The organism is Chitinophaga sp. SVR4-12A, from assembly GCF_056754765.1.
Genome location: NZ_JBPGWP010000001.1, coordinates 2,862,081 through 2,883,412, shown reverse-complemented (window position 1 = coordinate 2,883,412; position 21,332 = coordinate 2,862,081). Strand labels below are relative to the sequence as shown.

Genomic DNA, 21,332 nt, shown 5'->3' with positions numbered 1-21,332 from the left:
ATCAGGTATTCATTTTTAACCTTAAAAGCGACAAAAAGCCATGAAAAGAAAACCCTTACTGCTGACTATCATGTCTGCCACTGTACTGGGAGCTGTATTAGTGAGCTCCTGTAAAAAAGAAGGTCAGCCTGTTGCTGATCGCCCCGTGTCTGCTACCCAGATCATTCCTTCAAACCCCACTTTGAGCGGTGTGTTGGGAACTGGCCACGGTACTAAAGATACCATCCGTCTTACCAGTGGTATCTCCTGGCACCTGAACGGCCTGGTTTATGTAGACTCAGCTGACGTGCTGATCATAGAGCCGGGTACTACTATCCGCGGTGATCTGAGCACCAGCGGTCCTGGCGGTGGTCTGGTTGTTACCCGTGCAGCAAAGATCCTGGCTGATGGTTTAAAGCCTGACGGTTCTATTGCCCCGATCATCTTCACTTCAGCAGCTACTTCCCCCAAATCCGGTGACTGGTCTGGTGTGATCCTCCTGGGTAACGCTCCTTCTAACCACGCTAGCCGCGTTCAGATCGAAGGCGTTCCCAGCAATCCTCCTGCTGATGCTACTTATGGCGGTTCTGGTTTCCCCCAGACAAACCCTGCTGACAACTCCGGTATCCTGAGATACGTTCGTATCGAGTGGGCTGGTTTTGAGCTGTCTCCCAACAACGAGATCAACGGCCTGACACTGGGTGGTGTTGGTAGCGGTACTACTATCGACTTCGTAGAAGTGTTCAAATCTAAAGATGACGCCTTTGAATTCTTTGGCGGTACAGTAAATGCTTCTCACCTGGTTGCCGTAGACGCTCTGGATGACATTTTCGATACTGATAACGGTTATTCTGGTTCTATCACCTATGCTTTAGGTCTGGCAGATACGCTGCGTTGCGACATCAGCCAGTCAAATGGTTTTGAAAGCGACAACAACTCTGGTGGAACTACTACTGCTATCACTACGCACCCCAAGTACAATTTCGTAACTATTGTTGGTGTACGTACAGTTGATTCAGCAACCAGCACCATTGGCGCTGGCAGACGTGGCCGTGCAGCTCACCTGAGAAGGAACGCTGAGTTCGAAATTTCTAACTCTATCTTCCTGGGCTTCAATTTTGGTGTTTCTCTGGATAGCGCAGCTGGTACTACTCCTGCTAAATTCAGGGCTGGTACTTCTAAAATCACCAACACCTACAGCCATGCTTTCTTCTCCGGCGGTTCTTCACTGTCTCCGTATATCTCTGAAAGCAACGGTACCCCCGCAACAGGTGCAAACTTTGCTATCAGCAACCCCTGGTCAGTGTATAACTATGCCATCTTTGGTACTACCAACAAGGCTTATATCAGCACTAACCCGAATGGCAACATCCTGCTGACAAATCCGTTCAACCGTTCTGCTATAGCTAACTATGTGCCTACCGCGCTGTCTCCGGCTAAAACTGCCGGTGCATTCCCGACTGGCCAAACTACCTGGGCTAATGGCTGGACAAGGCTTCAGTAAGAGTTCTTTATTTGAAATTGCTTAATTAAACGTAATAACGTATAAGGCTTGTCCTTATACGTTATTACTTAAAAAACATCACTCATTTCATGCGCGCTTTACTTTTTGTTTTTGTACTGATCCTTGCAGGTTTGACGATCAGCTCCTGCAAGAAAGGTGAACTGCCCGAAGAATACTATTATGGAAAAGTATCAGTAACACTCCTGTCTTTCCCGAACACGCCTGAGATAGATGTGCGTTTCCAGGGAAAGCAGTTGAATAATAATCATATACTGCCAAACGCAACGGAGCAATTTGTGCTGCAGGCGCAGGGAGGTAAGCTGCAGATATTTAAAGCGGGTACAGATTCGCTGCTGGCAGATACATCGATCAATGTAGCAGCCAATGCTGGGCTGGACTTTCGTTTTGCATACAGTGAAGATTTAGGCCTGGCAGGATTTGTGGCTGGAGGAAGCGTTGCTCCTGATTCACTGGCCGTACAGTTCCTGAACAATTTAAGCGGCTTTTATGACGCTTATCCGTCAATGGATCTGCATGTATGCTTCTTCAATTTTACCACTGGTGAAATCGAGGAAACAGGTAAGGTGATAAAAGACTTTTCAAAGGTAAAATTATCCCCGGTGCGCGTAACGCTTCCTTACGCTACAGCCGACGGCACGCCAAACATCTACGTTGGAAAATTAAAAAATACAGCCACCGGTGAGTTTATTATACAACCCGGCGCGGCAACAGACTGGTTTATCTTTCCGCAGGTGTATGGCGGAGCCAGTTATATTTTCAGGTTGGATGATACCGGGGGAGATGTTGTTATAACCCAGATAGACCTGTAATTCATTATTATTTTATGTGCAAGTTCAAGTTGTCATATCATGTTATGCGGCCTGTTATATGGATGGGTATAATGTGTATTGGCACAGTTGCCTGTGAAAAGGAAGAAAACGTACGGGAACCATTGTCAATACAAACGGCAAGCATACCCTTAACAGATACTTTGCCGCATATTATTTCAGAGAATACTTTATTGACGAATACCCACCGCTGGTATATCAATGGCTGGGTATACCTGGCCAACGAGGCCACATTGAGCATCGAACCGGGCGCTATAGTAGAAGTACGCCCCGGCCAGAAAGGCAGTGGCGGAGGTCTGGTAGTTACCCGCGGTACAAAAATAATAGCCGGTGGAATACCTGATCAGCCTGTGCATTTCATATGGAAAGATACGGTTACCCGGCAGACCGGTACTAGTGGAATCGTATTGCTTGGCAAAGCGCCAGACAAAGGAGCTGTTAGCACGGTGGAAAAAAGCCTGGAGCTGAATGGTAAAAGCTTCACCTATGGCGGCCGTCTGCCGAATGACAGCTCAGGCGTTTTGAAGCACGTAAGGATAACCGGTATGCCCCTGTTGCTGCGGGGAGTAGGCAGGAACACCGTTGTCAAAGATGTCAGGATATATTCTCCGGCAGATAAGATATATCACCTGAAAGAGGTGTTATTACACTGAGATTAACAAGCAAATAACAACTGAAAATATTGAGAACCCTGTTATGAAACAATCATCACCAGTTGACCCCTCCATCGAATAGTGCTATTTGCAGCGTGCTGTATCTACAGTACGCTGCTTTAACAAATATCCATTGTTTGTTCTTTCCTCTCTTTTCTTACCTGAATAAGCTGGTTGGCAAATACACTACATTCCCCGCTGCCGCTTTTTGCCTGGAATCAAAATATACCTGTCTGCCTGCGCGCTCACCAGCCGGAGCTGTCTGTCTGCCATTGCCATTGAGAATAGCGATGGCCTTTGCAATGAGCGGATCTTCATGGTCGCCTACAGGTAAAAGCGGCTGACGGCCCAATTCATCTACCGGGTACTGGGGCGCAATGCCTTGCGTATAACCGCCTTCTCCTTTGGAATTCGCAAGGTTGTAACTTATAGGCATGAGTATCCAGGGAATACGTTGAGGCCTGCGCTGGTCCCAGATTATAATAGCGCCTTTATCTTTTCCGAAAGTAGCTTGCCCGATCAGTATCACCTGCATATAGGGTTTAAGATTATTGATCAGTAGCTCTGCCGCAGAAGCAGTTTGCGCTCCGGCGAGAATAAACACCCTGGATAAAGAAAGGCGGGCAGACGAGAGTGCACTGAAATTAATGGGTGCGCCACTCTCCGGTACAGACAATGCCGATTTGAAAGAGATCATCCTTTCTCCGAGGCGGCTGTTTCCGCTGTATTTTACAAAGCCACTTTGCTCATTAATGCCCGGCGAAATTAATGCAGCCAGTTGCGCCGCCGCTGCTACACTGCCGCCGGGATTATAGCGCAGATCGAGTATCAGCTCATTGGCGCCTGCATTTTTGAAATCCTGGAATACGCCTTTTACTGTTTCGTTGTAGCTGTCATTAAAATAATTATAGAAGAGATAGGCAACCTTTCTGCCGCCTGCCGTGAGCATACGCTGATCGTAGACAGGGTTCTCGCTCCAGCTTTTGGACTGCAGGGTAACAATGTTACCTTCCACAACAGTAGTTCCGCTTACTGTAGCGGTGGTAAATCTTCCTTCGGATTGCTGCAGCAGGCTTTCGCTGAGCGTGGCAGCATTGCCGGTGGTAACCGTTGTACCATTGATACGGGTAAAATAACTGCCACGGGTTAGTCCTTGCATGGCTGCGTCTGATCCAGGCAGCACGAACTTCACTACACCAATAGCTCCACCGGACGCCTGTGGCCAGGAGATAATGGAAAAATCCAAACCGTAATTATACAGCATGTATTTTGGATAGGTAGACAGATCATTCGGGTTGTACAGAAAAGAAAAACGGTCAGCTGAGTGCTTCAGGCTGTTAAAAAAGGTAACACTGGGCTGTGTATCCGCCTTTGCAGGCAGTGAGGCGTTCCACAGGTAGAAATAACGCATACTATCCAGTATCCAGTTATTGATCTCCTGCTGGGTAACAGGGCCGGTGGGAACGGTAGGACCTGGATCATCTTTTTTACTGCATGCGCCGATCAGCATCAGGCAGGTAAGGGCGGCTAATAATTTACGAAAGCAGCTGGTTGAGGGCATAACGGGTTTATTTAACTTCTATATCGTAGTAGATCATCATTTCCCGGCGAATGAACTGCAGGGCAAGGTTCAGGTGATTTCTTACAGTAGTGGGGGAGAGGCTCAGCTGTTCCGCAATCTCTTTATGGCTACAGCCTTTATCCCGGCTCAGCAGGTACACGTTCCGGCGTTGTTCCGGCATTTTATCCACTACCTTCTGGATCTGTTGCCAGAATTCTTTGCGCATCAGCTGTTGTTCTTCCCTGTTCTCGCTGACAGTAGAAGACTGATGGGATGAAATCTGTGCCAGCGTTTGTTTCTCCCGGTATAGTTTACGGGTTTGATCCACCACGATATTTTTGGTGAGAACAAACAACAGTGGAAAAACGTCCTGTCCCTCCTGTACCTTGTGTATGTTTTCCCAAAGTCTGATGAAGCACTGCTGGGTGATCTCCTCTGCACGGGCAACATCTTCCGTGAGTTTATAAGCAAACCTGAACACCTTATCGCGGTTCGCCTCAAACAACTGCTGGAAAAGCGCTTTTGACGGGTTATCAGACATAGATTATGCATTAGCGATTTGCGACTTTAAATGTAACACGTGAATGTTACTTCAATGTTAAGGAAAGCCCGTATTCTATATGGTGCGGTCTTTGTATGACAGCTTCTTTTATATACATTTGTCCCATGTTCACAGCATTATGTAACCAGGTATTTAACCAGAGCATACAGGATTATCATGTACAGGATAGCGTACATCAGGCAATAGCTAATCCTTATGATAAGAACAGCATAGAGCACCTGCTCTACCTGAAGAACTGGATAGACACGGTGCAATGGCACCTGGAAGATATTGTCCGCGATCCCGCCATCGACCCGGTAAAAGCACTGGATATCAAGCGCTGGATCGACCGTTCCAACCAGGAACGTACTGATGTGGTGGAATACATTGACAGCTATTTTCTGGATAAATACAAAAGCGTGACTGCACAGCAGGATGCCCGGATCAATACCGAAAGCCCGGCCTGGGCGGTTGACCGCCTTTCTATCCTCGCGCTCAAGATCTATCACATGCAGGAAGAAGCGCACCGCGCTGATGCCACAGAAGAGCACCGCGCCGCCTGCCAGCGTAAACTGGATATCCTGCTGATACAACAGAAAGACCTGGGCACCGCTATAGAAGAACTGCTGGAAGACATCAGCGCCGGAAAAAAATACATGAAGGTGTACAGGCAGATGAAAATGTATAATGATCCTTCCCTGAACCCGGTACTATACAAAACAGTAAAATAGAGAGCTTTTGACGGTACTTGCCATCCGCTTTTCAGCAATGGGAGACGCTGCAATGACTATACCTGTTATGAAACAGGTGTTGGCAGGAAATCCCGGAATGCAAATCGTTTTTGTATCCAACAAGAACTGGGGCGCCCTTTGTAAGGATATTCCCCGCCTCACCTTTTTTCCCGCCGACCTGAAAGGACGGCATAAAGGCCTGCCCGGGTTATACCGCTTGTTCCGCGAGATCAGCAAAGCGCATCGCATTGAGGCGGTGGCCGACCTGCACGAGGTGCTGCGCGCCAAAATAGTACGCACTTTTTTCCGCCTGAAAGGGGTGCCAACCGCAGTAATTGACAAAGGACGGGCCGGTAAAAAAGCGCTCACCCGCCAGGAAGAAAAGGTGCTGCAGCCGCTGACCACCACCATAGAACGCTATGCCACTGTTTTCCGCCAGCTGGGTTTTTCCTGCCATATGCCAACAGCCCCGGTGCCGGTGATTCGCCTGCCCTTAAATGACAGCATAACCAAGGTTACCGGCGTTAAAGGCGCTGATACCTGGATAGGAGTGGCCCCCTTTGCCACCTACCGCGAAAAGACCTATCCCCTGGAAAAAATGGAACAGGCGCTCGCAGCGCTCAGCCAACAGCCGCAGTATAAATTGCTGCTCTTTGGAGGCGGCGCGCAGGAAGTGGCCCAGCTCCAGGAGCTGGCGCAACGGTATCCACAGGCCACGGTAATAGCTGGTCGCTTTTCCCTGGAAGAAGAGCTGGCCATTATCAGCCAGCTGGACCTGATGATCAGTATGGACTCTGCCAATATGCACCTGGCATCGCTGTTTGGTATCCCGGTAGTGTCTGTTTGGGGCGCTACCCACCCTTTTGCGGGTTTTATGGGCTACGGGCAGCCGATGGATAGAGCCGTGCAAATAGACCTGTATTGCCGCCCCTGTTCCGTATTCGGCAATAAACCCTGTTTCCGCGGAGATCATGCCTGTATGGAGTGGCTGGGGCCAGAGAAAGTGGTAGAAAAGGTGCTGGAGCTGCTGCCTAAGTGATTGATTTTCTGTGTTCAAAAAAAGTATCGATATTTTTTTGAAGTAATAAAAAAAAGCCTAATTTTGCCATCCCAAATCAATGGTGCCCGATAGTATAATGGTAGTACGACAGATTTTGGTTCTGTTTGTCTAGGTTCGAATCCTGGTCGGGCAACAAAGATAAAAACCGCTATAGTTCATGACTGTAGCGGTTTTTTTATTGGTTCTCCTATGAACTATGGTACTCATTTAACCATAACACAAACCGGTAATGATTGCCTTTTGCTATCGGCTCTGTATAAACCCGGATGAAACTGTATTCTGTTTCACCTGTAATAAGGTCTGTCTCTACTTTAGGCGGTAGCATAAATATTGTTTAAGGTATTAAACAGGAAATGAGGATTGATGTGTGATTTAAGCGAAGTGATTTGTGCTGAAAGCCTTTCACTTTCAGTCTGCTTTAACCGGTTATAAGCTGTCCATAAAATAGATGATCCAATGAATAAGAGCCACAATAAAAAGCATTCATTATTATAACGGGAAATATTTTTTCAATAGCAGGATTGGACCTGGATAATACTCCATGGTTGAACCCCGCAGATAAGAATGTCACGCCCAAGAGTACAAATACTGTAGTACTGCCAGCAACAGGAAGGAAAAATAGAACCAGTATTGTTTTGTAAGCAGAAATCTGGGAATGAGAAAAAAGTAGTTGAAGTAAAATATTATTATCAATACGGTACCTAATGCAAGACAGAGAAGAGGATACGTTTCGTCAGAGCAAGGGTCTAACGCATTGATCAGCTGATCCGTGTAAATGTAAGGAATAATCAGCTACAATATCCAAACTAAGGCATGAGTGGCAATGGTGAAACGTTTAATTTTGATAAATGCGCTGGAATAATACCCAAAGCAAAAGTATGCTTCTTTCTCCTCCAAAAATAAGAGAAGAAGGAGGGCTGTTTGTAGAAGTATGAATAAATCAGCCCTCCTGTTTCCGTCGCAGGACAGCAATTTTGTTTTTTTATTTTTAGCACAGAATCTTTACCTTTCAGTATCCACAAACATTGTCGCAAGAGGCCCAAAAGACAACAAGCTTAGTCCGATCGCATTCTTCAAGTTATTGTCATCAACAAACCTAAAACAGTAACCATGGCAACCGTAAATGTTTATTTAACCTTTAATGGTAATTGCGAGGAAGCATTTAATTTTTACAAGTCCGTATTCGGCGGTGACTTTCCGTATATCGGACGCTTTGGTGAAATGCCGCCAGGCCCCGACGGCAAAACAGCCAGTCCCGAGGATGCCAACAAGATCATGCACGTCTCTCTTCCCATTAGCAAAGAAACCATGTTGATGGGAAGCGATACCGGCGGAGAATGGGCTGCCAACTACAAGGAAGGTAACAATTTCTCGATCTCTGTAAGCACAGAAGGCAAGGCTGAAGCCGATAAAATGTTTGCAGGTCTTTCCGCCGGCGGACAGGTGATCATGCCGATGGGCGATACTTTCTGGGGCTCTTACTTCGGGATGTTCACCGACAAGTTCGGCATCAACTGGATGGTAGGCTATGATGATCCATCAAGAGTGAAACCTCAATAAGTGATCAAACCTATTGTAAAACCGCTGCAGCTCATTGCTGTGGCGGTTTTTTATTGACCGGCCGGCTGCTGAGCCAGATACCCGCCAGCACCAGGGCTCCGCCGGCTATTTGCAGCACTGTCAGCTTATCTTTCAAAACCACGAAAGCTACCAGTGCTCCGATCACGGGATTAAGGTTCAGAAAGTTGCCTACCTGGGCGGCGGGCAGGCTTTCCAATGCTTTATTATACAGCGAGTAAGCTACTGCTGAAGCAAATATCGCCAGGCCAGCCATTCCCACCCATGCTTCCCACGAAATAGCAGGCATGCCTTGGCTAATGATCTCGTACGCGGGTAGCGGCAGCGACAGTATAGTACCAATAAACGTGCTCACTGTTGTCACCAATACTGTATCGCAATCTTTCAGGCTCCTGGACAGCAGCGTATAGGCGTTCCACAACAACACTGCAGCAACGATCAGGAAGCTGCCCATTATTGAATTACCAGACTTTTCGTGGTTACCCACAAAACCAACGAGCACCACGCCCGCAACAGACAGTACGATCCCTGCAATGGCCCGACGGGTAAGGTGCTCTTTGAGGAAGATGGCTGCAGAGATGGCAATGGCCACGGGTAACAGTCCTTCTATGAGCGCTCCTGTGCTTGCAGCCACGTACTTCATACCTGTATTAAATACGTAATAGTAAAGCGTCGTTCCTGTCAGGCCCATGAGCGTGAGCTTCGTGTAGGGCAGCCGGTCTTTCACCTTCCGTCGCCTGATAATATAGAAAGGCAGCAATGCGGCGCAAGCCATAAGGTTACGGATCCCCGCGAAAATATGAGGCGGTACCTCGGTAACTACCAGCTTGGTAACAGTGAAAGAGCTACCCCATATCATCATCACAAAGATGATACTGAGTAGCCCCTGGGTGTGTTTGTTGAATAAGGGTCCTGGCATAACGTTTTTAGGTTAAATGGCAGGACCAAAGGTAAAAAAAGACTGTCTGAAAGAATATGGTCACTACTGTGTTGATCTGCCCATTGACTGGAATTTTATAAACTAAAAGGAGCATCCGATGTACAGGATGCTCCCTTTAGATTTATTTAAGGAATCGCAGTTTTGCAATATCTTCATCCTTCCGGTCGCCATGAATGGCAATCTTTCCAAGTTCAGCCTCAATTTCCTGGTATTCTGCCTCCGTCAGCACTACTGCAGCTGCTCGCAGGTTTTCTTCAATCCGTTCCAGGTTGCGCGATCCGGGGATCGGCACAATGAAGTCTTTTTTATGCAGCATCCAGGCCAGTGAGATCTGCGCGGGTGTAGCATGTTTAGACGCTGCAAATTGATGGATCAACTCTAGCAGCGGTTGATTGGCAACGATGTTTTCCTTATTAAACCTGCTGATGACCCTTCTTGCATCCAGCCCGGTAAATTCAGTAGCTGCATTCACCTTCCCGGAGAGGAACCCGTTGGCCAACGGAGAGAAGGGCACGAAACCAATACCCAGTTCTTCACACACCGGGATCACATCCTTTTCAAAGCTGCGCGCCATGATGGAATATTCATTCTGTATAGCCGTTAACGGCGTTACGGCATGCGCACGTCTTATTTCATCTGCGCTTGCCTGCGATTGTCCCCAGCCGAGGATCTTGCCTTCCTTGATAAACTCGCCCATGCAGTAGGCTATATCTTCTACCGGGATATCCTTATTCACCCTATGCTGATAATATAGCTCCACATGGTCAGTGCCCAGCCGCTTTAAAGAGCCCTCCAGCCGCCGCCTGAGCTCCTGCATCAATTGTTCCCTGGTATTAAGCCCGCTATTTTCCTCAATGAGGAACTTTGTTGCAATCACCACCTGCTTGCGAACGTCTTTTAAGGCTTCCCCTACCAGTTCCTCATTGGCGCCCATAGCATATCTTTCGGCGGTATCAAAGAAAGTGCAGCCCAGGTCATAGGTTTGCTGAATAATACGGATCGCTTCGGCTTTATCCGGGGTAGGAATATATCCCTGGCTAAGTCCCATACAGCCAAAACCGATGGCAGATACTTCCAGTTTGTTCAATTTTCTCTTTTCCATGATGCTTGTATTTACGGATACAAAGCTCCCATTAAACAGGGCTCATTTTAAAAGAGAATCAAACCAAAAAGTATGACTTTCAAACTTTTACTTTGCGGAAGGATTGGGGCGTGGCGCCGGTGACCCTTTTGAAGTAATTGTTAAAATAGGTGGGATATTCAAAGCCCAGGCCATAGGCAATATCGGCCACGCTCCAGTTGCTGTGCTGTAAAAGGGCTTTGGCTTCTGCAGCGATGCGTTCCGCGATGTGCACAGAGGTGGGCTTACCGGTAACTTCTTTCACCGAGCGGTTGAGGTAATTAATGTGCACCGCCAGGGCTCCTGCAAAGTCCTGGGGAGTTCTTAACCTGAGTGGGTCTCCGCTGCTTTCAATGGGAAATTGTCTTTCCAGTAATTCCATGAATAAAGCGGTGATCCGGGTGGCCGCATTTCTTTCTTTTGGCGTATTTTGTGGCGGCTGGATCCTGAGTCCTTCATGCAGGAGCAGCTCTACGCAGCTCTTGAGCAGTTCATCCTTGTGATCATAGTCGCCGCTGTATACATCCAGCATCCTTTGGTACAGACCGGTCAAAAAGGCGGCCTGTTCATTGTTAACAGGGATGACAGGGGAGGCTTCTATATGAAATAATGAAGAATGCTGCAAAATTTCCCTGCGTTCCCTGCCAGTAATAAAAGTTTCGGTAAAAACACAGGCATAGCCTTTTCTTTCACCAGAACGAATAGTAACGGAATGGGGTACACGGGGATTGCTGAAAAATAAAAAGGTATCGTTTATTTCGATAGTTTTGTCCCCATAATAAAGGACCATATCGCCGCTTACCAGCACTATTTTATAATAATCCCGTCTGCCATGCGGAAGCGAAGGGGGCGGAGTCCCCGAAATAGGGTAGACCTTAAAACCGTTCAATTTTAAATCGCCAGTCATTCCGCAAAATTAAGAAAATCAAACTTTTATTTACCCAGGTTCGACTAAGTCCCCGGGCGCTCCTAACGTCTGTTCGGCTCAAACCCGCTATGGATACGGCTTAGACATAGGATATCTGCCCCATGTCTGGGGGTTATAAGCCAGTTATAAGCGAGATATAAGCCACCTTTATAAGGAGTAGTTATCTCCATTATATCTGGTAGGATAATAGCAAGATTCCTACGTACCCGCTAAGCTTCTTAGGGAATACAACAGTAGGACCAGCATCCTGGCCATCCGCTAAGAATAGTGTAAGCATGTTGATATTACGGTGCTGCTATCAGCTCAAACTGAGCGTTGAGCACCAGCCGGGCCTGCACCGGTTCGGCGCTGCCGGGGAGTTGGAGACCTTTGATCTTCGGTGTTTTGCCTTTTATGATCAGATCGGCTAGCTGTTTGTCTGTCAGTTTCTTGCCAAAGGCTTCGAAAGGTAACTTAAAGCCACACACCTGGTAATTGGCGCAGCCGTAGGCCGTATTTCCCTTTTTAAGGGGCTGGGTTTTGCATTTGGGGCATGAAAGTGCCGTTATCTCTGTAGGGGTGGGCTGAGTCTTCGGCTTGGATGCTTTAGCCGGTTTTTCGGGCTCCGGAGGCGCTTGCGGCGCTACGGAGATGACCTTGTAACCGGCGGTCTTTACTTCACTCACCAGCTCAGTCACCATTTGAACCAGTTCCTCCTTAAAAGTATCCATGGCGTATTCCCCTTTTTCGATCAGCCGCAGCTTGCGTTCCCACTGACCCGTGAGTTCGGGGCTTTTCAGCAGTTCCGACTGTATGGTGTCTATCAGGTCGATGCCTGTTTGGGTGGCGTAGATATTCTTTTTACGTTTCTCGATGTATTTACGGCGGAACAGTGTTTCGATGATATTCGCACGGGTGGAAGGTCTGCCAATGCCGTTATCTTTCAGCAGCTCGCGCATTTCTTCGTTGTCTACCTGCTTACCGGCGGTTTCCATGGCCCGCAGCAGGGTGGCCTCTGTAAAAGGCTTGGGAGGCGATGTTCGGCCCTGGTGCACCCTGGGGGTATGCGGACCGCTTTCGCCTACCTCGAATACCGGCAGTATCTTTTCCTCTTCTTCGTCTTCTTTTTTCTGGCTGGCGTCATTGGCGTATACTTCTTTCCAGCCTGGCTCGATGATCTGCTTGCCGGTGGCTTTAAACGGCACCTGTCCTACTTTCCCGAGCACGGTGGTGTTGGCAATACGGCATTCGGGATAAAAGGCCGCAATGAAGCGCCGGGCTACCAGGTCGTAGATCCGCTTCTCTTCCGGCGACAGCCCTGAGGGGTATACCCCGGTGGGGATGATGGCATGGTGATCGGTTACCTTTTTGTCGTCGAACACCGTTTTCAGCTTGGGGATCGGTTTCTCCAGCAGCGGAGCGATCAACGCCTTGTAAGGCGTCATTTCCTGCAGGATACCGGCAATTTTTGGATGCAGGTCTTCAGACAGGTAAGTGGTGTCTACGCGGGGGTAGGTCACCATCTTTTTCTCATACAGGCTTTGAATATACTTCAGCGTATCATCGGCACTGTAGGCGTAGCGCTTGTTGGCTTCCACCTGCAGGGCGGTCAGGTCAAACAGGCGGGGATTGCCTTCCTTGCCTTCTTTTCTTTCAAAGGACACCACTTCGAAGGGGTGCTGCTGCAGGTAGGCCAGTCCGCGGTTTGCTTTTTCCAGGTCCTTCAGCCGGTCTATAGAAGCGGTGAACTCCGTTTCGCGGTAGATGGTCTTGAGCTCCCAGTAATCTTCCTGCACAAACGCATTGATCTCCTTTTGCCGTTGTACGATCATAGCCAGGGTAGGCGTTTGTACACGGCCGATAGACAATACGGTTTTGCCGATAGCGAATTTCTTGGTAAAGAGTCTCGTGGCATTCATGCCCAGCAGCCAGTCGCCGATAGCACGTGCGCTGCCCGCAGCGTACAGGTTGTCGAACTGGGCGCTTTCGCGCAGGGCGGCAAAGCCGTTGCGGATGGCTTCATCAGTGAGTGAAGAGATCCACAATCTTTTCACCGGGGCAGTGCAGCGTGCTTTGAGCAGTACCCAGCGCTGTATCAGTTCGCCCTCCTGGCCGGCGTCACCGCAGTTGATCACTTCTTCACATTGCTGTACCAGCTGTTCTATTACGGAGAACTGTTTTTGCACCCCGGCATTGTCGATCAGCTTGATGCCAAAGCTTGCCGGGAGAATAGGAAGGTCTTCCAGCTGCCAGTACTTCCAGCGCTCAAAATAATCGTGCGGTTCCTTCAGGGTACAGAAATGCCCGAAGGTCCAGGTTACCTGGTAACCGTTACCTTCATAGAAGCCGTCACGGCGCTGAGCAGCGCCGATGATATGAGCAATATCCCTGGCCACACTTGGCTTTTCTGCGATGCAAACCTTCATAGTCCCTTGAAAAGAACGGCAAATGTCGTAAATTTTTTTTGGAGGAGAGGAGGAGTATAAACAAAAAAACCGGTTGACAAATGCCAATCGGTTCGTGCGGAAAAAAAAGCTGTATTTAGAATCCGTATCTAATGCCCAGCTGGAATGGATAGGGTTTTTTCAGATTGCTGAAAGAGCATGATGAGTATTATTATTTTAAATAACTGTTTCTTTCGACTGTTTTTTCCTCGCTATTATATATACAGCGGCTAAATACACCGGGGAAAGGGGGACAATGTAACGCAAAGGTGAGTTGTCATCTTTGGATACTTTCCAGACGGTGTCCACCAGGCCGTCGAAAAAATAATCTGCAATCAATAGGTAAAGAGCTTCGGCCATGTAGGCCATGTTTAGAATTAAGATTAGCGCTAGCGTGAAAAGTAAATGCTGCTTCAGATTACAGAACAGTGCTGGTAACGAAATGCCGCATACTAGTATGATAGTGGCCAGCAACGGGAATAAGCGGTAATGAAAGAAAAGGTGTTCGGAATCTCCCGGGGTATAGTAGCTTATAATAAGGTCGACCCCTAGTATACCTGCCATTAACATGCCAGCGACAGCCGCAATTGTGTTGGCAATAGATAAATAATACTTTCTTTGGCGTTTAAGCGGATCAGAAAATAGTGAAATGATCAGGTATAAGATGGTAGAGATGCCGTATGCTTGTAGCAGATAGCTTAGGAAGTCAAAGAAGTAGTTCATTTTTCCTTTTAAAAGCTAATATTGCGACAATGATACCATTAAGATTGTTATTTCCCAAATTCTTATCTTTGGAAGGCTTCGCATTATCCACTTATATAAACCTTGTCAACCCGTTATGAATAAATTGCAAACCTTTATAATCTATACCAACAGTAATATATATGAAACATAAACTGATCTATATCGCCGCTTTAGGCGCTGTTCTGCTGATTGCCGCCCTCTCTTTTACAGCTGGCAAGCCTGCGGCTGACGACGATGTTATAATTAGCTACATCGCTGACCCCAAAAAACAGGATCTTCAACTGTATTGGAAGGATAATAATGGGCAGATATTTAGAAGCATTCAAAACCTGAAAGATTACCTGCACCATCAAAACAAGAAACTACTGTTTGCGATGAACGGTGGTATGTTCATGACCAATAACGTTCCATTAGGCCTGTTCATCCAGCGGCAAAAGGTTATTACCGCTTTAAATACAGCGTCGGGCGAGGGCAACTTTTACCTGAAACCTAATGGCGTATTCTTTATTATGAACACCGGCCAAGCGGGAATTGTGTACAAGCCCGGAATTTACCAATAGCGATAACATCAAATGGGCAACGCAATCAGGGCCCATGCTGGTCATCGATGGCGCGATTCATCCTGCATTTAAACAGGGTTCAACAAATCTCAATATCCGGAATGGCGTTGGCATCCTGCCTGATAACAGGATCGTGTTTGCCATGTCTAAAAAAGAGATCAACTTCTACGACTTTGCATTATTTTTTAAAAACCTGGGATGCAAGAATGCTTTATATCTTGACGGCTTTGTATCCCGTATGTATTTGCCTGAGAAAGGTCAGCTGCAGACAGATGGAGATTTTGGTGTGATCATCGGGATATCGGAATAGTTATCCCCCCTGGATGGCGGTGATAACCGCCAACTGTTCTCCAACTGATCGGTCCTAATTGCTGCTTTCCAGTATGGTTTGTTTTCAATAAATTTTTTCCAATTCTCCAGGTGGAGATCGAAATGACAAGTTCCGTTTATTTTATCCAGATACAAAATTGCTTCCATTGCATACTGCTGATCGAACCATAGATCTGGTTGGTTAAGATAATAGCCGAGGTAGCGGTTTAGGTAATTCAACACATTTCTCGGTGTTAAAAAAAGCCAGCACGTTGCAATAGATCGCTCCGGCATAACAAACTTCGCTTTTTAAGAGGTGGGTGCCGATAACGTCTATATATTGAGGTTTATTGGTTATTGCAGCAAAGAAAGCTCCGGTTTGTCTTGTCCTCCAATTAAAGTCACCAAGATTTTGCTGAATGATTTCGTCTGTGATCTCGCGCTTAATGACTGCCAGTTGATCTACCCATTCTTTCTCTGTATCTCCTAACTTCATGTAATATGGGATTACCCATTTGTCAATAAACTCCTTGGTTAATTCTGTTTGATTTTCCAGCGATGGTAAATCTTTAAATGGAGAACGATGGTGGACTGTTGCGCCTGCAGTATGTAGTTCTATTTGATTCAATGATTTCTTTTTCATTATCTGGAGACCTTTAACTTTTCATACGCACGCTGACAATCTTCAAAAAAGTATCTACCCTTATTATCTACTTCCACCGGCTGAAACACCTCTCCCGGCGCCTTACTGTAATGCTTTAACCGGGCATCCATTTCATCACTGTTATTTATCGGAATACCGCTAAAGCTGCTGAAACGCTCCACCATTTCCCTCACCCCATCACCATAATCAAAAAAGCAATTAGCAGGATGCTGTAGCCCGTGAATATCCAGCAGCTTTATATAATACTGCTCCAGTACGGCCGCTGTATAGCGGTTAAAATCGCCCTGGTAAGTGGCCGGCTGCGCTGTTTTAAGCAGGCTGGCATTCACCATTCCCGGTACCGCATGGATACCCCGCTTTTTTTCATGGGAGGCAATTACCTCATCAGGTCTGCGGTATAGAAAGAAGAAGGGCGTTTGCGGAAACCATTCCCGTAGCAGCTCATAGAAATGAATATGCCAGCTATCTAATTTGATAATATAATTAGCCTCTTTGAAATTACGTCGCTGGCCCATTAACTGAATAGCTGACCTGAACCAATGCTCCCGGGTGGCCGTTGTAAGCGCTGCATCTTTTTCTCCTGCTCTCAATATCTCATCCAGCAAGGGCGCCTCTGCAACAACAATGTTTTCTTCAGGCGTTGAAAAGGCCTGCGATAACAAGGTAGAACCGCAACGGGAAACATGAAAGATAAACGCCGAAGGCGCAAGGGCAGACAAACCTTCGCAGGCAACAGACAGAAAATCTGCATCGCTCCTGCTCTCCAGGGAGGATCGTTCTTTTTGTCTGCACCTGCAAACAAAGATGGTCTCGTCAAAAAAGGGATGTATCATCCGTTCTTTTCCGAGGTCCAGCCATTGAAGCTGCCATTCATTATTGTTATAAGTGAGCCGGTAGGGGGTCCAGTTAGCGATCAGGGCTTGCTGCATTATTGTACTGCTTTTAAACGGGCAATGAGATCTTTGGATGCCGCAGTGTCCATTTTTTCCAGTTCTTCTATCATCCTTGCCCTGGTAGCAGCATCAAGGCTTTCTACGGAGTGCTTATCCTGGAGACGATAGCCATGTGCGGTGAACAGCTCATCGGTCCAGCTGTTGCGGATGCCGTCTATCACCAAATGGATCCTGGCGGTACTGCCACCGTTGACAATGCTGTGTATAGCGCTGAAATTCATGTACCAGCATTCTCCTGCTTTGAGGGGCAGCTGTTCGTCTTCAAGCATGAACTGCACCTGTGGGTTGGTGATGATAGGAATATGTATCCTGAAGTTGCCGTCATGATAGGCGCAGCCCGGGTCGCGGTGGGGCTTTACAACACTTCCGGGCGCGAGCGACAACAAACGTACGGCTTCCTTTTCACATTGCCAGGAATCAAGGATCTCTTTTACATAAGGCATCAGTGCAAGCACAGGCGTATCGCTGTAGGTGCCGTTGGAATGTGCGTAGATGTCTTTGCTTTCTCCGCTGGCAGACCGGAGAGAAATACTTCGCCAGTCGCCGTTAAAGTCCCGCGTGTTGAAGTGTAATGGCCACTCCTCCCGCAGTACGGCATCCAGTTCCGCGCAGAGCTTTGCTACGTTATAGGTGTAGGAAAATTTTATATAGTTCATCCGGGTTTAAATGCATGGCTAATATAATAGATTTGTTTTGATCCTTAATACCTTTCCTGCCATGCGCTCTGCTGGAAATAGAGAAAGTTATTACCGGGAAGTGATGGAAATTTCGTAACTTATGTACGGATGTTCCCCAAAAAGCGCTTTTTCTCTCCCCAATATTCAGCAAATAGTTTTGTATGCCACCTTAAAAAAGTTACTTATGAATAAGAGCACCATTACACTATTGGTTCTGCTATTATGCTGTTGTACATTACCATTGCAGGCCAAGTCTACATTTATACGGGTATTCGATCTCCATGGCAAATTGCTCGCTAAAGGCCACCTGGTAGCTACAACGGATTCCTCGGTAATCGTTCAGCGCCATAAGGAACAAGTGGAGATCGCCGTCGCGAAGATCGGTCTAATTAAAACAGGAACGCCGATTGGGCAACCTATTGCAGTAGGCACTGGTGTGGGGGCGTTTGCAGGCTTATTTATCGGTCTGATAGCAAGTGGCGACAGCGGTTCAGACCAGTTTGCCCAATTCGATGAAAGTGTTGGCGCCGCGGGAGGATTTGCACTGGGCCTTGCAGGCGGCGCCGTAATAGGCTCCATCATCACTGCAACAAAAAAAAGAAAACGGGTAGAAGTGAATGGAGATGTGAACGCCTGGCAGCAGAAACGCCAGCTGTTAAACGCCATCATACCTGCCAACCAGTAAGATAAAAACGTATACCCGTCATATCTTTATAAACATTATTTTAATTACTGCCCAAATTTTTATATCTTATATAGGAAACCGTGAATGTTTGCTATGTCTAAACCGACATCACCTCTGACAACCGTTATTATTTATGCGATCTGTGCTGTAATCTGGGCCCTATCTGTCGACCTGCTGATCACGTTGCTCAGCGGACACGTTAATTCAGGGGTGCTAAACTGGCTCCTGCACTACAAAGGGATCCTGTTTGCACTATTGTCGGCTGTATTATTGTATATCCTGCTCAAAAATTACCGGGATAAACTAAATACCTCTGAAAAAGCGTATATGCGCATGTTCCGTGAAAATCCCCAGCCTATGTGGATCTATTGTAAGGAGGATTTTCGCTTCCTCGAAGTGAATGATGCAGCCGTTGCGCTGTATGGTTATACCCGCGAAGAATTCCTGCAAATGACCATCCTGGATATACGCCCTAAGGAAGACATTACCCGGGTATACGAAAATCGTAATCAACCCGCGTCGCCAGGATATAATCCATCCGGTATCTGGCGGCACTATAAAAAAGACGGCAGCCTGATGTATGTGAAGATCGAATCCTTTATGATCACCTATGGCGGAGAAGCTGCAGAAGTGATCAGCATCTTTGACGTGACCGCCGCACACCTGGCGGGCGAAGCCTTGCACAAACAGGAGCAGCTGCTGAAAACCATCATTAACAGCTCACAAAATATGATCTGGGCAGTAAACGCCCAGCTGGAAGTGATTGCCGCCAACAGGGTCTTCAAGGCCAGGTCTGCGCTGCTCATTGGCATTGAGGAACCGTCTTCCCTCTGGAAAGCCTGCTACGAAAAAAGTCTTCAGGGCGAAAAGCAGCTGATCCCTTTCGAAGCGGAAACAGCAGAAGAAACATGGAAATATATGGAGATCTCTTTCGATCCCATCTACCATAATGGCGCCATCACCGGCGTAACCTGCATGGCCTGGGATATAACGGAAGAAAAACAACACGAGCTGGCCCTCCGCAAAGCACTGGAACGCTATGATATTGTTACCATGGCCACCAACGATGCCATCTGGGACTTTAACCTCATCAGCAAAAAGGTAACCTGGAACGATAATGCGCTGCACTTTTTCGGCTTCTGCAACCGGGACGAAGATGTGGATTACTGGGCTTCCCGCATACACCCGGAAGACAGGCAACGTGTGATGGACAGTGTATACCTGGCCATACAGGAAGGACAAAACCACTGGCAGAAAGAATACCGGCTCATCGATCTGAAAGGCAGTTACCGCCATGTGATCTCCCGCGGGTATATCCTGTATAACGAAAAGAACGAGCCCGTGCGCATGATCGGCGCCATGCAGGATATAGAGGACATGATGGTGAAAAATGAAGAGATCCGCCGGCTGTCCCTGGTGGCCAGCATGACCCATAACCCCGTGCTTATTACAGACGAGCATGCCTGTATTGAATGGGTGAATAAAAGCTTCGAAGATCTTACGGGTTATGCACTGGAAGAGATCAAAGGCCTGAAGCCCCATTCTTTCCTGCACGGAGAAGGTACCGATCCGAAAACTGTTCACGAGATCGGCGAAAAGCTGGCAGCCGGCGAGCCCTGCGTGGTAGAATTACTGAACTATACCAGCACCGGGGAGCCTTATTGGGTGGTGATGGATATCACACCTATTGTAGATGCTGCAGGGGAAATAGAGAAGCATATTATCATCCAGACCAATATCACCGAAAGGAAAAGATTTGAACAGCAGCTGGAAGAGAAGAACCGCCTGCTGACAGACGTGGCCTTTATCAGCTCTCACCGCCTGCGTATGCCCGTGGCGTCTTTACTGGGATTGTTCGCCCAGCTGGATAAAGAGAACCTGGCCAACCCGGATAACCTGCCCTTCTTACTGCATATAGAAAAGCTGGTAAATGATATGGATGCAATGCTGCATGAAATGGCGGATAAGTGTAACCAGATCTACAATAAGAACGAAATTCATTAAGTTAGCGCCACAAACAATCCTCTATGGCGGACCTTGGAAAACGTTACCCGGTTGATCCCCGCCTGGCAGGCGTATTAAGCCATTTCTATGCGCTCGCTACACCGCCGGATATGCCGCCGCAGCTGCACCATTTGTCGCCCAGCCTGGAAATGATGCTGGTCTTTAACTTTGGCGCGCCGGTGGCCTTCTCTTTCGCGGATGAAGCACCAGGCGAACATACCATTGACCGCATCGGCATCCTGGGGCCGCTGCGCCGCATGATGAATTATGAACTGACAGCAGGCAGCGATCTGCTGGTGCTGCAATTTATACTGGATGGCTTTTACCGTTTTCTCTCCATCTCCCCCGGAGACGAAGCAGCAGCCGCAGAACGGCTGGAAGAGATCTGGCATTTACTGGCCGCTATTCCCGATCCGGAGAAAAGGATCGCTGCAGTTACAGATTACCTGCTGGTGAACATTGCGCAAAGCGAAACGCCTACTAAACAGGTGCTGGATCATGTGGACGATATTCATAATCCGCTGGTAAATCCCGTAAAGGTAATTGCAGGCAGGTATGGCGTTTCAGAACGCGCCGTACAACTACGCTTTAAAAAATATGTGGGTTATTCTCCTAAAGAGCTGGTCCGCTTTCTGCGCTTTAAGCAGGTGCTGACTTATCTGCTCAGTCATCCCGATGCCAAAGTGAATTGGTTTGACCTCATCGTACAATTCGGGTATCACGATCAAAGTCACCTTATCAAGGATTTTAAGCATTATACCGGTATCACTCCCCAGCAATTCATACGACTTAATGAAGATGGTAATTTCTGTATTGGCAGGGATTAACAATAAAAGAACAGCCCACCATAAGATGGACTGTTCTGATATA

At 47.5% G+C, this 21,332-nt stretch carries 23 protein-coding genes and 1 tRNA gene; 12 read left to right on the top strand and 12 right to left on the bottom strand.

Features of this window, described 5'->3' with window-relative positions; genetic code table 11:
* Positions 1-40 precede the first annotated feature (40 nt).
* From ACR9Y8_RS11610 to ACR9Y8_RS11600, 3 genes are all read left to right on the top strand, one after another.
* Positions 41-1,483 (top strand): hypothetical protein, encoded by a 1,443-nt coding sequence (locus ACR9Y8_RS11610; RefSeq protein WP_481213430.1) that lies wholly within the window; start codon positions 41-43, stop codon positions 1,481-1,483.
* Between the two features lie 89 nt (positions 1,484-1,572).
* Positions 1,573-2,313, top strand: coding sequence for a hypothetical protein (locus ACR9Y8_RS11605; RefSeq protein WP_481213429.1), 741 nt, complete (start codon positions 1,573-1,575; stop codon positions 2,311-2,313).
* A 71-nt stretch (positions 2,314-2,384) separates the two neighbouring features.
* On the top strand, positions 2,385-2,984 hold the full coding sequence (locus ACR9Y8_RS11600; protein WP_481213428.1) for a hypothetical protein: 600 nt from the start codon (positions 2,385-2,387) through the stop codon (positions 2,982-2,984).
* 157 nt (positions 2,985-3,141) lie between these two features.
* Here ACR9Y8_RS11600 and ACR9Y8_RS11595 read toward each other — a convergent pair whose 3' ends face one another.
* Both ACR9Y8_RS11595 and ACR9Y8_RS11590 read right to left on the bottom strand, forming a co-directional pair.
* Positions 3,142-4,545: a S41 family peptidase gene (locus ACR9Y8_RS11595; RefSeq protein WP_481213427.1), complete on the bottom strand. Its 1,404-nt coding sequence runs from the start codon at positions 4,543-4,545 to the stop codon at positions 3,142-3,144.
* 7 nt (positions 4,546-4,552) lie between these two features.
* Positions 4,553-5,086, bottom strand: a complete 534-nt coding sequence (locus ACR9Y8_RS11590) for an RNA polymerase sigma-70 factor (protein WP_481213426.1) — start codon at positions 5,084-5,086, stop codon at positions 4,553-4,555.
* Between the two features lie 125 nt (positions 5,087-5,211).
* On the opposite strand from ACR9Y8_RS11590, the gene ACR9Y8_RS11585 reads away from it, so the two are divergent.
* The 3 genes from ACR9Y8_RS11585 to ACR9Y8_RS11575 all read left to right on the top strand — a co-directional run bounded on the left by ACR9Y8_RS11585 (position 5,212) and on the right by ACR9Y8_RS11575 (position 7,010).
* The gene (locus ACR9Y8_RS11585) at positions 5,212-5,817 is read left to right on the top strand and encodes a DUF4254 domain-containing protein (protein WP_481213425.1); all 606 of its coding nucleotides are present in this window, start codon (positions 5,212-5,214) and stop codon (positions 5,815-5,817) included.
* 7 nt (positions 5,818-5,824) lie between these two features.
* The gene (locus tag ACR9Y8_RS11580) at positions 5,825-6,856 is read left to right on the top strand and encodes a glycosyltransferase family 9 protein (protein WP_481213424.1); all 1,032 of its coding nucleotides are present in this window, start codon (positions 5,825-5,827) and stop codon (positions 6,854-6,856) included.
* A gap of 83 nt (positions 6,857-6,939) precedes the next feature.
* Positions 6,940-7,010: transfer RNA gene (locus tag ACR9Y8_RS11575), tRNA-Gln, on the top strand.
* Positions 7,011-7,188: 178 nt separating this feature from the next.
* On the opposite strand, the gene ACR9Y8_RS11570 is transcribed toward ACR9Y8_RS11575, so the two are convergent.
* Positions 7,189-7,350, bottom strand: a complete 162-nt coding sequence (locus tag ACR9Y8_RS11570; protein ID WP_481213423.1) for a histidine kinase — start codon at positions 7,348-7,350, stop codon at positions 7,189-7,191.
* A 637-nt stretch (positions 7,351-7,987) separates the two neighbouring features.
* On the opposite strand from ACR9Y8_RS11570, the gene ACR9Y8_RS11565 reads away from it, so the two are divergent.
* Positions 7,988-8,437: a VOC family protein gene (locus tag ACR9Y8_RS11565; RefSeq protein WP_481213422.1), complete on the top strand. Its 450-nt coding sequence runs from the start codon at positions 7,988-7,990 to the stop codon at positions 8,435-8,437.
* 31 nt (positions 8,438-8,468) lie between these two features.
* On the opposite strand, the gene ACR9Y8_RS11560 is transcribed toward ACR9Y8_RS11565, so the two are convergent.
* From ACR9Y8_RS11560 to ACR9Y8_RS11540, 5 genes are all read right to left on the bottom strand, one after another.
* Complete coding sequence (locus ACR9Y8_RS11560; protein WP_481213421.1) at positions 8,469-9,374, bottom strand: DMT family transporter; 906 nt, start codon at positions 9,372-9,374, stop codon at positions 8,469-8,471.
* A gap of 142 nt (positions 9,375-9,516) precedes the next feature.
* Positions 9,517-10,497 (bottom strand): aldo/keto reductase, encoded by a 981-nt coding sequence (locus ACR9Y8_RS11555; RefSeq protein WP_481213420.1) that lies wholly within the window; start codon positions 10,495-10,497, stop codon positions 9,517-9,519.
* A gap of 79 nt (positions 10,498-10,576) precedes the next feature.
* Positions 10,577-11,422 (bottom strand): helix-turn-helix domain-containing protein, encoded by an 846-nt coding sequence (locus ACR9Y8_RS11550; RefSeq protein WP_481213419.1) that lies wholly within the window; start codon positions 11,420-11,422, stop codon positions 10,577-10,579.
* 305 nt (positions 11,423-11,727) lie between these two features.
* Entirely contained in the window at positions 11,728-13,848 is a 2,121-nt protein-coding gene (locus tag ACR9Y8_RS11545) for a type IA DNA topoisomerase (RefSeq protein ID WP_481213418.1), read from the bottom strand.
* Positions 13,849-14,043: 195 nt separating this feature from the next.
* Positions 14,044-14,589 (bottom strand): hypothetical protein, encoded by a 546-nt coding sequence (locus tag ACR9Y8_RS11540; protein WP_481213417.1) that lies wholly within the window; start codon positions 14,587-14,589, stop codon positions 14,044-14,046.
* A 161-nt stretch (positions 14,590-14,750) separates the two neighbouring features.
* Here ACR9Y8_RS11540 and ACR9Y8_RS11535 point away from each other — a divergent pair, with 161 nt between their 5' ends.
* Both ACR9Y8_RS11535 and ACR9Y8_RS11530 read left to right on the top strand, forming a co-directional pair.
* A complete protein-coding gene (locus ACR9Y8_RS11535) occupies positions 14,751-15,170 on the top strand; it encodes a hypothetical protein (protein WP_481213416.1) in 420 nt (139 codons plus the stop codon).
* Positions 15,171-15,204: 34 nt separating this feature from the next.
* On the top strand, positions 15,205-15,480 hold the full coding sequence (locus ACR9Y8_RS11530) for a phosphodiester glycosidase family protein (protein WP_481213415.1): 276 nt from the start codon (positions 15,205-15,207) through the stop codon (positions 15,478-15,480).
* On the opposite strand, the gene ACR9Y8_RS11525 is transcribed toward ACR9Y8_RS11530, so the two are convergent.
* From ACR9Y8_RS11525 to ACR9Y8_RS11510, 4 genes are read right to left on the bottom strand one after another with little or no spacing between them, the layout of a single operon-like run.
* Positions 15,429-15,773, bottom strand: a complete 345-nt coding sequence (locus tag ACR9Y8_RS11525; RefSeq protein ID WP_481213414.1) for a DUF6000 family protein — start codon at positions 15,771-15,773, stop codon at positions 15,429-15,431. The genes ACR9Y8_RS11530 and ACR9Y8_RS11525 overlap by 52 nt on opposite strands.
* Positions 15,682-16,122: a DUF6000 family protein gene (locus tag ACR9Y8_RS11520; protein WP_481213413.1), complete on the bottom strand. Its 441-nt coding sequence runs from the start codon at positions 16,120-16,122 to the stop codon at positions 15,682-15,684. The genes ACR9Y8_RS11525 and ACR9Y8_RS11520 overlap by 92 nt, the downstream gene beginning before the upstream one ends.
* Positions 16,122-17,072, bottom strand: coding sequence for a hypothetical protein (locus ACR9Y8_RS11515; RefSeq protein WP_481213412.1), 951 nt, complete (start codon positions 17,070-17,072; stop codon positions 16,122-16,124). The genes ACR9Y8_RS11520 and ACR9Y8_RS11515 overlap by 1 nt, the downstream gene beginning before the upstream one ends.
* Positions 17,072-17,752 carry an aspartyl/asparaginyl beta-hydroxylase domain-containing protein gene (locus ACR9Y8_RS11510; protein ID WP_481213411.1) on the bottom strand — a complete coding sequence of 227 codons (681 nt, stop codon included), beginning with the start codon at positions 17,750-17,752 and terminating at the stop codon, positions 17,072-17,074. Before ACR9Y8_RS11510 ends, ACR9Y8_RS11515 begins: the two co-directional genes overlap by 1 nt.
* A gap of 205 nt (positions 17,753-17,957) precedes the next feature.
* Between ACR9Y8_RS11510 and ACR9Y8_RS11505 the strand changes: the two genes are divergently transcribed.
* The 3 genes from ACR9Y8_RS11505 (at position 17,958) to ACR9Y8_RS11495 (ending at position 21,289) form a co-directional block, all read left to right on the top strand.
* Positions 17,958-18,458 (top strand): hypothetical protein, encoded by a 501-nt coding sequence (locus ACR9Y8_RS11505; RefSeq protein WP_481213410.1) that lies wholly within the window; start codon positions 17,958-17,960, stop codon positions 18,456-18,458.
* Between the two features lie 93 nt (positions 18,459-18,551).
* Complete coding sequence (locus ACR9Y8_RS11500) at positions 18,552-20,462, top strand: PAS domain-containing protein (RefSeq protein ID WP_481213409.1); 1,911 nt, start codon at positions 18,552-18,554, stop codon at positions 20,460-20,462.
* A 23-nt stretch (positions 20,463-20,485) separates the two neighbouring features.
* On the top strand, positions 20,486-21,289 hold the full coding sequence (locus ACR9Y8_RS11495; RefSeq protein ID WP_481213408.1) for a helix-turn-helix domain-containing protein: 804 nt from the start codon (positions 20,486-20,488) through the stop codon (positions 21,287-21,289).
* Positions 21,290-21,332: the final 43 nt, after the last annotated feature.